Annotated in this window: 10 protein-coding genes; 5 read left to right on the forward strand and 5 right to left on the reverse strand. The window is 76.1% G+C overall.

The annotated features are described in order from the left end of the window. Positions 1–53 precede the first annotated feature (53 nt). The 5 genes from AB0O09_RS03000 to AB0O09_RS03020 all read right to left on the reverse strand — a co-directional run bounded on the left by AB0O09_RS03000 (position 54) and on the right by AB0O09_RS03020 (position 9,668). Positions 54–3,347, reverse strand: a complete 3,294-nt coding sequence (locus AB0O09_RS03000; RefSeq protein ID WP_363539592.1) for an amino acid adenylation domain-containing protein — start codon at positions 3,345–3,347, stop codon at positions 54–56. Positions 3,348–3,384: 37 nt separating this feature from the next. Then, positions 3,385–4,188, reverse strand: coding sequence for a class I SAM-dependent methyltransferase (locus AB0O09_RS03005; RefSeq protein ID WP_363539594.1), 804 nt, complete (start codon positions 4,186–4,188; stop codon positions 3,385–3,387). Beyond that, entirely contained in the window at positions 4,185–7,742 is a 3,558-nt protein-coding gene (locus tag AB0O09_RS03010) for an amino acid adenylation domain-containing protein (RefSeq protein ID WP_363539596.1), read from the reverse strand. The genes AB0O09_RS03005 and AB0O09_RS03010 overlap by 4 nt, the downstream gene beginning before the upstream one ends. Positions 7,743–7,935: 193 nt before the next feature. After that, positions 7,936–8,916 carry an alpha/beta fold hydrolase gene (locus tag AB0O09_RS03015; RefSeq protein ID WP_363539598.1) on the reverse strand — a complete coding sequence of 327 codons (981 nt, stop codon included), beginning with the start codon at positions 8,914–8,916 and terminating at the stop codon, positions 7,936–7,938. Further along, positions 8,913–9,668, reverse strand: a complete 756-nt coding sequence (locus AB0O09_RS03020; protein ID WP_363539600.1) for a sulfotransferase family protein — start codon at positions 9,666–9,668, stop codon at positions 8,913–8,915. The genes AB0O09_RS03015 and AB0O09_RS03020 overlap by 4 nt, the downstream gene beginning before the upstream one ends. A gap of 393 nt (positions 9,669–10,061) precedes the next feature. On the opposite strand from AB0O09_RS03020, the gene AB0O09_RS03025 reads away from it, so the two are divergent. The 5 genes from AB0O09_RS03025 to AB0O09_RS03045 all read left to right on the forward strand — a co-directional run bounded on the left by AB0O09_RS03025 (position 10,062) and on the right by AB0O09_RS03045 (position 15,085). Beyond that, positions 10,062–10,655, forward strand: coding sequence for a hypothetical protein (locus tag AB0O09_RS03025; RefSeq protein WP_363539602.1), 594 nt, complete (start codon positions 10,062–10,064; stop codon positions 10,653–10,655). Then, a complete protein-coding gene (locus AB0O09_RS03030) occupies positions 10,645–11,709 on the forward strand; it encodes a BtrH N-terminal domain-containing protein (RefSeq protein WP_363539604.1) in 1,065 nt (354 codons plus the stop codon). Before AB0O09_RS03025 ends, AB0O09_RS03030 begins: the two co-directional genes overlap by 11 nt. Before the next feature lie 135 nt (positions 11,710–11,844). Next, complete coding sequence (locus AB0O09_RS03035) at positions 11,845–13,137, forward strand: DegT/DnrJ/EryC1/StrS family aminotransferase (RefSeq protein WP_363539606.1); 1,293 nt, start codon at positions 11,845–11,847, stop codon at positions 13,135–13,137. Beyond that, positions 13,134–14,033 carry a transketolase gene (locus AB0O09_RS03040; protein WP_363539608.1) on the forward strand — a complete coding sequence of 300 codons (900 nt, stop codon included), beginning with the start codon at positions 13,134–13,136 and terminating at the stop codon, positions 14,031–14,033. The genes AB0O09_RS03035 and AB0O09_RS03040 overlap by 4 nt, the downstream gene beginning before the upstream one ends. Then, on the forward strand, positions 14,030–15,085 hold the full coding sequence (locus AB0O09_RS03045) for a transketolase C-terminal domain-containing protein (RefSeq protein WP_363539610.1): 1,056 nt from the start codon (positions 14,030–14,032) through the stop codon (positions 15,083–15,085). The genes AB0O09_RS03040 and AB0O09_RS03045 overlap by 4 nt, the downstream gene beginning before the upstream one ends. Positions 15,086–15,123 lie beyond the last annotated feature (38 nt).

A 15,123-nucleotide genomic window follows, 5' to 3' on the forward strand; every position in this document is an offset into this window, starting at 1 on the left:
GTGGCGTTCTGGTCGTGGCGTTCTGGTCGTGGCGGTGCCGGAGTCGGTGGCGGTCAGGTTCCCGGCGCCCGGTCGGTGTCCGCGGAGAGCACCGCGTCCAACTGGTCCTCGTCGAGGCCGCCGAGCACCGCCTCGACGACCCGGACGGCCAGCGCCTCGACGGTCGGTGCGTCGAACAGGTCCCGGAGCGGGAGGTCGACGCCGAAGTCGCGGCGGATCCGGGCGGCCAGCCGGGTGGCCAGCAGCGAGTGGCCGCCGAGCTCGAAGAAGTCGTCGCGGATGCCGACCCGGTCACGGCCGAGCAGTTCGCCGTAGAGCCCGGCGAGGGTCTGCTCGACCTCGTCGCGCGGCGCCTCGTAGCCGGCCGTGCGGACCGCCGGGGCGGGCGCCTCGGCGAGGGCCTTGCGGTCCGTCTTCCCGTTGGCGGAGAGCGGCAGGGCGGCCAGGGCGACGAGCGCCGCGGGCACCATGTAGCCGGGCAGCAGCCGGGCGAGGTGCGCGCGGACCTCGTCCTCCGCAGGTTCGCCGGGGCCGCCCGGGGCCGGCACCCAGTAGGCGACCAGCCGGGGTTCGCCCGGGGTGTCCTCGCGCAGCAGCACCACGGCCTCGGCGACCGCGGGGTGGCCGGTCAGCACGGCCTCGATCTCGCCGAGTTCGATCCGCAGGCCGCGCAGCTTCACCTGGTGGTCGAGCCGGCCGAGGTGCTCCAGGGCGCCGTCGGGGCGGCGCCGGACGAGGTCGCCGGTGCGGTAGAGCCGGGCCGCCGGGTCGGCGGAGAACGGGTCCGGCAGGAACCGCTCGCCGGTGAGGTCGGGGCGGCCCCAGTAGCCGGCCGCGACCTGCACCCCGCCGAGGTACAGCTCGCCGGGACGGCCGACCGGGACGGGCGAGCCGTGCGCGTCCAGCACGTGCAGCTGCGTGTTGGCGACGGGGTGGCCGATCGGCACGCCCGCGGTGTCCTCGGGCGTGCACGTCCAGCGGGTGACGTGCACGGCCGCCTCGGTCGGCCCGTAGAGGTTGTCGATCGGGGCGGTGATGCCGGCGGCCCGGCAGCGGCGCACCAGTTCGCCGGGCAGCGTCTCGCCGCTGCACAGGATCTGCCGCACGCCGCGCAGCGCGTCCGGCTCGGCGCCGTCCAGGAAGACCTGGAGCATCGAGGGCACGAAGTGCACCACGGTGATCCGCTGCTGCTCGATCACCTCGGCCAGGTAGCGCGGGTCGCGGTGGCCGTCCGGCTCGGCCAGCACCAGCGCGGCGCCCGCGGTGAGCGGCACCAGCAGCTCCCAGAGCGACACGTCGAAGCCGATCGGGGTCTTCTGCAGCACCCGGTCGCTGCCGTCGACCGCGAAGGCGTCGCGCAGCCAGACGGTGTGGTTGAGCAGTCCCGCGTGGGTGTTGACGACGCCCTTGGGACGCCCGGTGGAACCGGAGGTGTAGAGCACGTAGGCCGGGTCGGCGCCGTCGCGGCCGATCTCCGGTGCGGTGGCGGGGAATCCGGCGTCCTCGCCCGGTTCGACCAGGGCGGGCAGCGGGCCCTCCAGCCGGCTCGCGAGCTCCGCGGTGCCGATCAGCACGGGCACCTCGGCGTCGGCGAGGACGTAACCGAGCCGGTCGGCGGGGTAGGACGGGTCCAGCGGCACGTAGGCGGCGCCCGCGCGGAGCACCGCGAGCAGGGCGGTCACCAGGGCGGGGGAGCGCTCCAGCAGCACGCCGACCCGGTCGCCCGGCCGCACCCCGAGGGCGACCAGCCGGTGCGCCAGGCGGTTGGCCCGGCGGTCGAGTTCGCGGTATCCGACCTGCTCGCCGCCGCGGACCAGGGCGACGGCGTCCGGGGTGCGGTCGGCCTGCTGCGCGACCAGGTCGGCGACGGTGGCGACGGCGGGCAGCTCCAGCCCGGTGGCGTTCCAGGCGGCGAGCTGCCGCTCCTCCTCCCCGGTGAGCAGCGGCAGCCGGGAGACCGGCAGCGCCGGGTCGGCGGCGGCCCCGGCGAGCAGCCGGCCCAGGTGGCCGTGCAGCCGCTCCACGGTGACCTGCTCGAAGAGGTCGCGGTCGTACTCGTACGCGATCCGCAGTCCGCCGTCCGCGCCCGTCTCCAGCACGACGCACAGCTCGGCCCGGGCGCCGGAGGTGTCGACCTCGGCGGTGCGGGCCCGCAGCGGGCCGGGCTCGTCGCCCGCCGGGTGCGCGTTGAAGGCGAACAGCACCGGAGTGAGCGGGCTGCGGCCGCCGCGGCCGGGGGCGAGCTCCTCCACCAGCCGTTCGAACGGCGCCTCCTGGTGCTCGAAGGCGCCGAGCACCCGCTCCCGGACCTGTCCGAGCAACTCGGTGAAGGCCGGATCGGCGGAGAGGTCGGCCTGCAGCAGCAGGGTGTTGAGGAAGAAGCCGGCGGCGGACTCGAACTCGGGCCGGCCGCGGCCGCTGACCGGCACCGCGACCGGGACCCGGGGGCTGCCCGTCCAGCGGTGCAGCAGCGCCTGGAAGCCGGCCAGGGCGGTCATGAAGAGCGTGCTGCCCGCCGACCGGCCGAGGGCCTCCAGCGCGGCGGTGAGGTCCGCGGGCAGGGTGCGGCGCAGGACGGCGCCGCGCCCCCGGCCGGCGGCGCGCGGCCCGTCCACCGGCAGCTCCAGCGGTTCGACGCCGGAGGCGAGTTCGGACCGCCACCAGGCGAGGTCGGCGGTGACCGCGCCGGAGCCGGCCCGCTCCTGCTGCCAGGCCGCGAACTCCCGGTACTGTCCGGGCTGCCCGCCGAAATCCGGTGTGCGGCCCGCCGAACGGGCCCGGTAGGCCTGCCAGAGCTCGTCCAGCAGCACGTCCACCGACCAGCCGTCGCTGTTGATGTGGTGCTGGGCGAGGACGACCCGGGCGGCGCCGCCGGGCAGCAGGACGGAGGTGGCCCGCAGCACCGGGCCGTTCTCCAGGTCGAACGGCAGGTCGGCCTCGGCCCGTGCGGTGGCGGCGAGTTCCTGCTCCGCCTCGGCGGCGGGCAGGGCGGTCAGGTCGACGGTCCGCACCGGGACGGCGGCGGGCGGGTCGACCACCGGGCGGAGGTCCTCGCCCTCGGCGGTGTAGCGGGTGCGCAGTGCCTCGTGCCGCTCGGCGAGGTCGCCGAGGGCGGCCGCCAGCGCGTCGGTGTCCAACTCGCCCGGCCAGTCGACCTGGTGGCAGATGTGGTAGGCCGGGTTGTCGGGCTCCAGCCGGTGCAGGAACCAGAGCCGCCGCTGCCCGGGCGAGAGCGGCGCCGGTGCCTCCGCCGGACCGGGCGGGGCGTCCGCGGCCTCCAGCCGGTCGAGCAGGGCCTGGCGCTGCTGCGGGTCCAGGCCCGCGAGCAGTTCCTCGATGCCGTCCATCGCCGTCTCCTCCTCGGGCGGGCCGGGTGCTGGCTGGTCAGCGGGCCGTGGCGACCCAGACGTAGTGCTCGGAGTTCGGGCCGTACGGCGACTCGTCGTAGCCGCCGTACTCGCGCTCGACGGTGAAGCCGGCCTGCTGCAGGGTGCGGCGGACCTCGTTCGGGTAGCGGTAGTAGTTCTTCCGGAAGGTGTGCCGGCGCTCGGTCACCAGTCCGTCCTCGTCGAGCAGTTCGCTGACCCGGCGGCGGGTGATGGACTGCTCCTGGAGGTCGTAGGTGTTGTAGTCCCACATGGCGATCCGCTGCCCGGTGCCGGGGTGGCGGATCTCGCCCGCGAGGTAGAGGCGCTCGCTGTACTTGGCCATCTCGTCGAAGCGGAAGTACGGGATGCCGGAGACGAACCGGCCGCCGGGGGTGAGGTGTTCGCGGACGGTGGCGAGTGCCTCGGCCCAGTCCTCGTCGTTCGCGCAGTGGAACAGCGGCTGCCCGGCGGCCAGGATCAGCGGGAAGCGCTCGCCGAGGCGGACCGTCCGCAGGTCGCCCTCGACGAAGCGCACCGCGGACTCGTCCAGGCCCTCGGCGGCGGCGTTGCGGCGGCCCTGCTCCAGCATCGAGACGGACAGGTCGACGCCGACGCCGCTGCCGGCGATCCGCACCGCGGGCAGCAGCACCCGGCCGGTGCCGGCCGCGAGTTCGAGCACCGGACCGCCGAACTCCTTCACGGTGGAGAGGAAGAACGGCAGGTCGAGCTTGTTCAGCCCGGCCCACAGGGTGTCGTACAGGTCGGCCTCGAAGAAGTAGTCGTCGTCGGCTGCGGGCTGGGGCGTCGTCCCGGTGGTCATCGGGTCTCCTCGGTCGTGGCGGTGCCGGCGGTGGCGGTGGCGTTGGCGGTGGCTGTGCCGGTGTCGGTGGTGGCCGTGCTCGTGGCGGTGCGGGAGATCAGGGCCCGGATCTGCTCCTCCGAGAGGGCGGCCATCCGGGTGCGCAGGCGGCGGTCGGTCTCCTCCTGCGCGGCGGCCAGCGCGGGGTCGACGGCGCCCGCGGCGAGCCGGGCGACGGTCGGGAAGCGGAACAGCGCGTGCAGCGGCACCTCGACGGCGAAGGCGCGGCGCACCCGGCCGAGCAGCCGGGTCGCCAGCAGCGAGTGGCCGCCGAGCGCGAAGAAGTCGTCGTCGGCGCCGACCTCGGACAGGCCGAACACCTCGGCCCACAGCGCGGCGAGCCGGGCCTCGGTGCCGGGCCGCGGCGCTCGGAACGGCGGGCGCAGCGCACCCGGGTCGGGCAGCGCCGCCCGGTCGACCTTGCCCGCCGGGGTCAGCGGCAGCGCGTCCAGCACCACGAAGCCGGCCGGCAGCATCGGCTCCGGCAGCCGCTCGGCGAGCCACTCCCGCAGCCCCTCGGGTGCGGCGGTGCCCCGGCCGGGCACGGTCAGATAGCCGACCAGCGCGGCGTCGCCGCCGACGGGGGAGTGCAGCACGACCACGGCCTCGGCGACGCCCGGGTGCTCCACCAGGCGGGCCTCGATCTCGCCCGGCTCGATCCGGTGGCCGCGGAGCTTGACCTGCCGGTCGGCGCGGCCGAGGAAGTCCAGCCGGCCGTCGGTGCGCCAGCGGACCAGGTCGCCGGTGCGGTAGAGCCGGGCGCCCGGCGGGCCCTGCGGGTCCGGGACGAAGCGCTGCCGGGTGAGCTCCTCGGCCCCCAGGTAGCCGCGGGCCAGGCCGGCGCCGCCCAGGTGCAGCTCGCCGACGGCGCCGCGCGGCACGGGTGTGCCGTCCGCGGCCAGCACCCGGGCCACGACGTTGTCGATCGGCCGGCCGATGTCCGCGGGCCCCTCGCCGGTGCCCTCCGGGGCGACCTCGCCCTCGGTGGCGACCACCGCGTTCTCGGTGGGCCCGTAGTGGTTGACCACGGTGAACGGCAGCCCGGGCCGCGGCCGGCGGCGCAGCAGCTCGCCGCCGGTGAGCAGCGAGCGCAGCGGCAGCGCCGTGCAGCCCTCCTCGGCGAGCACCGCCTCGGCCAGCGGCGTCGGCAGGAAGGCGACGGTCGCCCCGGAGCCCGCCAGCCAGGCGGTCAGCCCGGCCGGGTCGGTGCGGACCGCCGCGTCGACCACCGCGACCGAGGCCCCGGCGGCCAGGTAGGGCCACAACTCCCAGACGGCGGCGTCGAATCCCTGCGCGGCGAGCATGGTGCCGCGGTCCTCCGGGGTGATCCGGTGGCGGCGGTTGTGCCAGTGGCAGAGGTTGAGCAGGGCGCGGTGCTCGACCAGGACGCCCTTGGGACGCCCGGTGGAGCCCGAGGTGTAGATGGCGTAGGCGAGGTCGTCCGCGGCGGCGGGCCGGTGGCCGGTGTCCGAGGGCGCGCCGTCGGTGGGCTCGGTGGCGGGCTCGGTGGCGGGCTCGGTGGGCTCGGCGGCGGGCGCGGCGTCCGGCTGCTCGGCGTCGGTGAGCAGCAGGGCGGCGGCGGAGGCCGGCAGCCGGCCGGCGCACCGGGTGTCGGTGACGACCAGCGGGGTGCCGCTGTCGGCGAGCATGTGGGCGAGCCGGTCGGCCGGGTACTCCGGGTCCAGCGGCAGATAGGCGCCGCCGGCCTTCAGCACGGCGAGCAGCGCGCCGACCAGCTCCGGCGAGCGCTCCAGGCAGACCCCGACCAGGGTGCCGGGGCCGACCCCGCGGCCGATCAGCCGTTCGGCCAACCGGTCGGCGTACGCGTCGAGTTCGCCGTAGCCGACGGTGCGGTCGCCCTGCACCACGGCCGGCCGCTCGGGCGCGGCGGCGGCGTGCCGGGCGACCAGCTCGTGCACCAGCGGCGCGGTGGGGTGCGGAACGGGGCTGCTGCCGAGTGCGGCGAGTTCGACGGTCTCGGCCGGGCCGGGGGCGGCCAGGTCGGCGAGCGCGGCGGTCGGGTCCGCGGCGGCGGCGGCGAGCAGTGCGGTGATCCCGGCGAGCAGCCGCTCGGCGGTGGCGTGGTCGAACAGGTCGGTGCGGTGGTCGAGTTCGAGTCCGAGGGCGCCGTCCGGGAGCTCCCGGGCGAACAGGTCGAGGTCGAAGCGGGCCGCGCCCGGGTCGAAGGGGAACTCGCTCGCCCCGATCGGTCCGAGGTCCAGCCGTGGCGGCGGGGTGGAGAGGTAGGAGAGGGCGACGGACACCAGCGGTGGGCGGCTGAGGTCGCGGGTGGGCGCCACCGCCTCCACCAGCCGGTCGAAGGGCACGTCCCGGTGGTCCGCGGCGGCGAGCACCGACTCCCGCGTCCGGGCGAGGAGTTCGGCGAAGGACGGATCGCCGGAGAGGTCGCCGCGCAGCGGCAGCAGGTCGACGAAGAACCCGGCGAGCCGTTCCAGTTCGGGCCGGTCGCGGCCGGCCATCGCACCGCCGACGGCGATGTCGGTGCTGCCCGTCCAGCGGGCCAGCACGGCCTGCAGGCCGGCGAGGACCGCCATGAAGAGGGTCGCCCCCTCGCCCTTTGCGGCCGAGCGCAGCGCGACCGTGGCGGTGGCGGGCAGCACGGCGGACACCCGGGCACCGGTGAGGGCCTGGACGGCCGGCCGCGGCCAGTCGGTGGGCAGCTCCAGCGGGGCGAGCCCGGCGAGCCGCTCCGTCCACCAGCCGAGCGAGGAGCCGTCCCCGGTGGTGTCGTGCTGTGCCTCCCAGGCGGCGAAGTCGGCGTACTGGAGCGGGGGTTCGGGCAGGGGTGAGGGCTCGCCGCGGAGCAGCGCCGGGTAGATCGCGGACAGTTCCTCGCAGAGCACCGCGAGCGTCCAGTGGTCGGCGACCAGGTGGTGGACGGTGAGGGCGAGGACGTGGTCATCCGCCGCCAGTTGCAGCAGTCCGGCCCGCAGCAGCGGCCCCTGCGCCAGGTCGAAGGGGACGGCGCAGTCGTCGGCGAGCAGGCTGCGCGCGGATTCCAGGGTCTCCTGCTCGGAGCGGCCCGGGGTGAGCTCGGCGACGGGCAGGGCGAGCCCGGTGGCGGGCTGCGGGCACTGCACCGGTGTGCCGTCGGCGGTGGTGCGGAAGGCGGTGCGCAGCGACTCGTGCCGGACGAGCAGGGTGTCGAGGGACCGACGGAGCACGGCGGTGTCCAGCGGACCACGCAGCCGGAACGCGGTCGACACGTTGTAGGCCGCGGTGCCCGGGTACAGCTGCTCGACGAACCACAGCCGGCGCTGGGCGGCGGAGAGCGGCGCGGGCGCGTCCCTCTCCGGCCGCGGTGGGATCCGGTCGTCGGCCGCAGGGCCGCCGGCCGCCCCGCGCAGCCGCCGGGCGAGCAGCGAACGGACGCCGGCCGCACGGGCGTCGGGCGCACCGGTGGCGACGGCACCTGTGTCGGTCGAACGGGCGTTGACAGCACGGGCGTCGGCCGTACGGGCGTCGGGCGGGGCTTCGGCTGGGTCGTGGACCATCGGGCAACACCTCTTCGGCTGGGGCGGGCCCTTCGGGCCGGGGCGGGTCGCGCGTGCGGGGTGCAGTGGCCGTGCTCGGCACCGCCCGCGGACGGCGGCGTGGCGGACGAACGGGTGCCCTCGGCCGTGCCGGGTCGTGCCGGCCCTGGGCGTGGCGGCCGGCGGGGCGTGGTGCGATGGGGTGCGGTGGGTGTCAGGGTGCGGCGGCGCGGATCAGTTCGGCGGCCGTCCGGACGACCGGCTCCCGGACGACGTCGTAGTGGCCGCCGGGGACCTGCCGGAGGTGCAGCGGCCCGCTCACCCGCGCGCGCCACTCGCCGGGGTCGACGGCGGAGTCCTCGGCGTGCAGCAGGGTGACCGGTCCGGCGTACGGGCCGGGCACGTGGGCCTGCATGGCGCGGGTGGCGGCCCGGTAGCCGTGGTGCCGGGCGGCCAGGTCGGTGCCGTCCAGCCCGAGGTCGATGCCGTGCTCGCGCAGCGCGGCGACCGCGGCGTCCAGCGCCTCGTCCGGCGGGAGCCGCCAGACCGCGGAGTCGACGGGCAGCCGGTCGCCGCCGCCGGGCAGGGCGTCGGCCGGTCCGGCGGAGTCCACCAGGTCGGCGACGAAGCGCTGCAGGGTGGCCGGGCCGTCCCAGGCGGGCACCGCGGCCGGCCAGCTCATGCTGTCCAGCAGGACGACCGGTGGCGCCGCCCCGGCGGTCGCGAGCCGGCGGGCCGCCTCGTACGCGACCAGGCCGCCGAAGGACCAGCCGGCGAGCACTGCCGGGCGGTGTCCGGCGGCGGCCAGCAGCGCGAGGTAGCCCTCGGCCGTCGACTCCACCGTGATGGGCCCGTCCGGCCGTTCTTCGGCGGCGACGGCGAGCACCGGCCGGCGTCCGGCCAGCAGCCGGGCCAGCCCGGTGTAGCAGAACACCCCGCCGCCGATCGGCGGGCACAGCACGACGGCGCCCGCCCCGCGGTCGGTGCCGGGGTGCAGCTCGACCAGGGTGCCGCGGGCGGCCGGCGGCACGGAGGGGCGGCTGCGGCCGGCGCGCAGCGCGTCCAGCAGGGCCTGCTTCTGCGGCGAGAGGGAGGCCACCCGGTCGTCGGCGGGCGGTACGGCGGGTGCGGGTGGCACGCTCGGTCCGGGCGGCACGGTCTCCTCCTGCACGGTCGACGGGCGGCGGACGGTCACGGCCGGGGCGCCCCGGCCGGCACCAGGCGGTGCCGGTGCAGCGCCTCGTAGTGCGGGAGTTGGGCGCGGTGGTAGTCGGCGAGCAGCGGGGTGTTCGCCACCGTGTGCGGGTAGCTGCGCTCGGAGCGGACGAAGCCGGTGCTCCGTTCCGCGTCCACGTGCCAGCGCTGCGCCCTGCCCCAGCTGTCGTGCGCACCGGCCCGCCAGCTGAGGTCCTGCGGGCGGTGGTCGAGTCCGGCGCGCTCGCAGTAGGCCCGGACGGTGCCCTCCGGGTCGTCCAGCAGCGCGTCCGAGTCGACCACGGCGGGGACGGACCCGGTCTCCGCGGCGACCGCGTCGAAGAGTTCGCGCAGCCGGCCGAAGCCGATCTCCGGCTCGGTGAGCGCGGGGTTGAGCGCGTAGTGCGAGGCGATCACCTCGTCCGGGCGGCGGATGATGAACGTGTGCCGCACCTCGGTGAGGAACCGGGAGTCCGCCAGGACGCCAGGGTAGTGGAAGTCGGTGGTGTCCTTGAAGAACACCAGGCGTTCGCGGGAGAGCCGCAGGATCGCGGCGATCAGCTCGGCCTCGCTGTGCACGGCCGTGCCGTCGACCTCCGTGCTGCCGAAGTCCGTAAGGTGCGAGAACGGTTCGTGCAGGGTGACCACGCCGGGGCGCTGCATCATCATCCGCAGGAATGCGGTCGACCGGGAGCGGGGTGCGCTCCACAGTGCGATCGCCCCGGTGGTGGTCGGCGGTTCCTCCGCACTCATGGCGCATTCCTTTCCCGGGTGGTTCGGTGCGGCGAGGCTAGCAACGCCCGGGGCCGGCCCGGAACCCCGGAATTGCTGTGGGTGCCACGCCGTTTCGGCCTGTCAGCGCCATGCTTACGACCGCGACCTGCGGAGCCTGTTCCCGCGCGGCGGCGGGCGGTGGAATTCCGTTGACCCGCGGCCGTGGAATTGAACGATTCGGGTACGCCCGCGGAGCGGACCGAAGCATTCCGTTGACCGGGAAATCACTGCCGGGGCGGAGGCCGAACTCCGGTGATTCCGGCTAGCTTTCGATGCAGCAGTGCGGCCGAGTCCACGTGATGAGGGAATGTGACCGACACATCCACACCCCCCGGCACATCAACACCGCAGGCCAGTGAACCGCGCTACCGCGTGGTGGAGCTGGCCGCCCACCGCAACAACCGGGCCGCCACCCGGGTGCACACCACCGGGGCGGGCGGTTTCAACGTCTGGCGCAACTCCTTCCCCGCCGAGCACCTGCCCCCGGGCGGGTCCGAGGTGGAGGTCGGCGGAGTGCCGTTCAGCTTCCCGCCGGTCGGCGAGGGCGACGACAACGTGCGCTGCGACGGCCAGTTCGTCGAGGTGCCGGCCGGCCGCTACGACTGGATCCACCTGCTCGCCGCCGCCGAGCGCCGCACCGAGGACACCGTCGAACTGCACTACGCCGACGGCTCGGTGGACAGCGAGTGGCTGCGCGTCTCGGACTTCTGGTCGGCGCCCGCCTGGTTCGGCGAACTGCCCGCCCTCCGGACGCCCGTCATGCACTACCCGTACCACGTGCAGCCCGGGCTCAGCGCCCACCTGTGGGCGCAGCGCGTCCCGGTGCCGCGGCGCACCGCGCTGGCCGGCCTGCGGCTGCCGCGGAACATCGCGGTGCACCTCTTCGCCGCGACCGTGCAGGAACCGCCGCCCGGCACCGCCGGGTTGCCCGCCACCCACCGGGAGGAGGACGGCCGTGACCACTGACCACCCGCCCCGGGTGCACCACATCACCGGTGCCCCGCCCGAGTTCTGGTACCGCGACCTGGCCAGCTGCCTGCAGGCGACCTTCGGCTCGGTGCTGCTGCGGGCCGGCCACGACCCGCTCGAAGTGCTCGGCACCGCCTGGCAGTTCCTGTACCGCCCGGGCGAGGTCCGCTCCGAGGAGTTCTACTTCCCGAGCCGGTACGAGGGCGACCTCGGCCGCGGCATCGCCCCGCACCACCCGCTGACCTCCGCCTGGCGGACCCCGGACGACCCGGCGGACCCGCTGGCCGGCCTGCGCGCCGCGCTGGACGCCGACCGGCTGGTCATCGCCGCCGTCGACAACCACCACCTGCCGTTCCGGCCCGCCTACCACGACGTCCACGCGGCCCACCTGGTCACGGTGTTCGGCCTGGACGAGCACCGCGGGCTGGTGCACGTCGCCGACGCCACCCCGCCCGCCTTCCGCGGCGCCGTCCCGCTGGACGCCTTCCTGGCGGCCTGGGACTCGGCCAACCCCTCCGACGTGCAGGACGCCTTCTTCAGCGACTCCCGGATCGGCCGGCGCTGGCTGGACGTCCGGGTCGGCGGCCCGTACCCGGAGACGACGCCCGCCCGGCTCGCCGCGGTGCTGCGCGCCGACGCCGAGCTGTTCACCACCGGCAAGGCCGACGGGCCGGACGGCGCCGCGGGCCTCGCCGGCCTCGCCAGGTTCACCGAGGAGCTCGTCGACCGGTCCCGGGCCGGCGACCCGGCGGCGATCCGCGACCTCTACCCGTTCGGCTGGGGCATGCAGGCGCAGGCCTCGCTGCACGGCGAACTGCTCCGCCGCCTCGGCGCCGCCTGGCGGCTGCCCGTCCTGGCCGGGGCGGGCCGCGCCGTGGAGGGCGTCGCGCACGCCTGGACGGGCGTGCGGATGACCGGCGCGCACGGCCGGGACGACCCGGCGGCCGCCACCGGCGGCCTCGCCCGGCACGCCGCCGTGCTGCGCCGCCGCTACGCCGAGGCCGTGGAGGCCGTCCACGAGGCGCTCGACGCGCTGCCGGGCCCCGCCTGAGCGACCCCGCCCGGATGCCGCGTGCCGAGCATCCCGTGCCGAGCATCCCGTTCCGAACACCCCGTTCCGAGCACCACTTTTCGAGCACCGCTTTTCGAGTGCCGCACCCCCACCGCGATCCCCGAGGAGTCCCGCATGAACAGGCTCGCCGTGCTCGGCGGCCCCCCGGCCGTACCGCGCGAGCAGCGCGACGTCGAATGGCCGGTCATCGACGACGAGGACCGCAAGGCCGTGCTGGCCGCCCTGGACGGCGGCCGGCTGGTCTCCAACGCCGACGGCGAGACCCCGGTCAGCGCCCTGGAACGGCGGTGGAGCGAGCGGTTCGGCTTCGCCCACACCATCGCCGTCTCCAACGGCACCGCGGCGCTGTCGCTGGCGCTCTCCGCGCTCGGCGTCGGGCCCGGCGACGAGGTGATCGTGCCGGCGCTGAGCTTCATCGCGACGGGCCTCGCGCCCGTCCACCAGATGGCCGTGCCGGTCTTCGCCGACGTCGACCCGGTGACCTTCAACCTCGACCCGGACGACGTGGAGCGCCGGATCACCCCGCGCACCCGGGCGATCCTGCCCGTCCACCTGCACGGCGCCCCCGCCGACCTGGACCGGCTCGGCGACATCGCCCGCCGGCACGGCCTCGCCCTGGTCGAGGACGCCGCGCAGGCCCCCGGCGCCCTGCACCGCGGCCGGCCGGTCGGCGGGATCGGCGAGTTCGGCGCGTTCAGCCTTCAGGTCACCAAGAACATCCCCACCTGCGGCGAGGGCGGACTGCTGGTCACCGCCGACGACGCGCTCGCCGAAACCGCCCGCAAGGGAAGGCAGTTCGGCGAGGTCATCGAGCCCGGCCGGGACCGCGACTACATCTCCTACCGGCTCGGCTGGAACCACAAGATCAACGGACTGCAGGCCGCCTTCGCCTCCTCCCAGCTCGCCCGCTTCGACGGCTACGAGCAGGCCCGGCAGGAGAACGTCACCCGCTTCCTCGCCCGGCTCGACGGCCTGCCCGGCCTCACCGTGCCGACCGCGCTGCCCGGCACCGTGCACGTCTGGCACATCCTCAGGTTCCGCTTCGACCCCGCCGCGGCCGGCCTCGACGGCATCGCCCCGGGCCGCTTCCGCACCGTGCTGCGCCGGCTGCTGCGCGCCGAGGGCGTCCCCGTCTCGCAGTACCAACTCGTCCCGCTGCCCGAGCAGATGGTCTTCCGCGACCGCGAGGGCTTCGGCAAGGGCTACCCGTGGACGGTGCTCGGCGGCGACGCCCCCGAGCCCGGCGACCACCCCGTCACCCGGGCCGTCATCGAGGACTCGCTGACCATCCAGAAGCGCCACCTCAACCCCGCCTCCGGCCCGCTGCTCCAGCACTACGCGGACGCCTTCGAGAAGGTGTGGGCCAACCTCGACACGGTGGCCCGGCTCGCGGCGGCAGCCCGATGACCGCGCCCGCCGCCGCCCCCGTACTGCGCCGCAGCGCGGAGGAGTTGGCCGACACCGCCCGCCGGGTCCGGGAGCACGTCGTCGACATGTGCGCCGGCCCCGAGGGCGGCCACCTCGGCGGCGCCTTCTCCAGCGCTGAGATCCTCACCGCGCTGTACTTCGCGGTGCTGAACACCGACCCGGCCGACCCCGCCGACCCGGACCGCGACCGGTTCGTGCTCAGCAAGGGCCACGCCGCCGTCGGCCTCTACGCGGTGCTCGCCGAACGGGGCTACCTGCCCACCGCCGAACTCGCCGACTACGGACGCCCCGGCACCCGCCTGATGGGCCACCCCGTCCGGGCCGTTCCCGGGGTCGAGATGCCCACCGGCTCGCTCGGCCACGGCCTCGCCCTGGCCTGCGGATTCGCCCTCGGTCAGCGCCTCGACGGGCGGGCCGCCCGCAGCTTCGTGCTGATGGGCGACGGCGAACTCCAGGAGGGCTCGGTCTGGGAGTCGGCGATCGCCGCCGCCTCGCTGCGGCTGGACAACCTGGTCGCCGTGATCGACCGCAACGGCCTCCAGCTCACCGGCCCCACCGACGGCAAGGCCCCGATGGCGCAGCTCGCCGAGCGGTGGCGCAGCTTCGGCTGGGCCGTCCGCGAGACCGACGGCCACGACCCGGCCGCCCTGGTCGAGCACCTGGGCTCCGCCCCCTGGGAGCCCGGCCGCCCCAGCCTGCTGATCTGTCACACCGTCAAGGGGCGTGGCGTGCCCTTCCTGGAGGGCCGGCCCGCCGCCCACTACGTCACCTTCTCCGCCCGCAACCACGCCCGCGCCCGCGCCGCGCTGCGCGCCGCCGCACGAGCTGCCGCCACCGCCGGGGAAGACACCGTCACCGCAGGGAGGCCGGCATGAGCTGGTCCGCGCTCGCCACCGCCCCGCCCCAGCAGGCCCCGTCCCAGCAGGCCCCGCCACCGGAGGCCCCGTCCCTGCAGGCCCCGTCCGCCGGGCCGACGCCGCCGGAGGCGACCCGGACCGCGTACCGGGACCGCCTGCTGGCCCTGCTGCCCACCGACCCCCGGCTGATCTGCCTCGACACCGACACCGGCCTGTTCGGCCCCGACCAGGTGGCCGCCGCCGGACGGCAGTACCTGGACCTCGGCATCGCCGAGCACAACCTGATGGGCATTGCCGCCGGCCTCGCCGCGAGCGGGCGGACGCCCTTCGTCAACACCATGGCCGCCTTCGCCGCCACCCGGGCGCTGGAGGCCGTGAAGATCGACATCGCCTACCCGGGCCTGCCGGTGCGCATCATGGCCACCCACGGCGGCCTCGCCGCCGGCCACCTCGGACCCACCCACCAGGCCCTGGAGGACCTCGCGGTGATGCGGGCACTGCCCGGCATGACCGTGGTGGTGCCCGCCGACGCCGCGCAGGCCGCCGCCTTCGTCGACCGCAGCCTCGACCTGCCCGGCCCGCTGTACGTCCGGCTCGGCCGCAAGGCCACCCCCGCCCTGCCGGCCGGCACCCCGCCGCCCGTCCTCGGCCGCGCCCAGACGCTGCGCCGCGGCCGGGACGCGGTGCTCGCCGCCTGCGGCCCGTACCCGGTGCAGGCCTGCCTGGCCGCTGCCGCCGAACTCGCCGCCGAGGGCGTCGAGTGCACCGTGCTCAACGTGCACACGCTGCGCCCCTTCGACACCGCCGCGCTGGTCGAGGCCGCCGACCACGGCGGGCTGGTGGTCACCGTGGAGGAGCACTGGCGCAGCGGCGGCCTCGGCGGCGCGGTCGCCGAGGCGCTGGCCGAGGTCGCGCCCGCACGGGTGCTGCGGATCGGCATGCCCGACACCTTCACCGACACCGTCGGCGGCCACGAGCACCTGCTCGCCCACTACGGCATCACCCCCGCCCGGGTCGCCGACACCGTCCGCGGCGCGCTGGGCCTCGGCCCGGCCCCGACCGTCGACTGACGCACCGTCAGACCCGTCAGCCCAGACCTGCTCACGAG

Source organism: Kitasatospora sp. NPDC093679, from assembly GCF_040683455.1.
Lineage (GTDB): Bacteria > Actinomycetota > Actinomycetes > Streptomycetales > Streptomycetaceae > Kitasatospora > Kitasatospora arboriphila.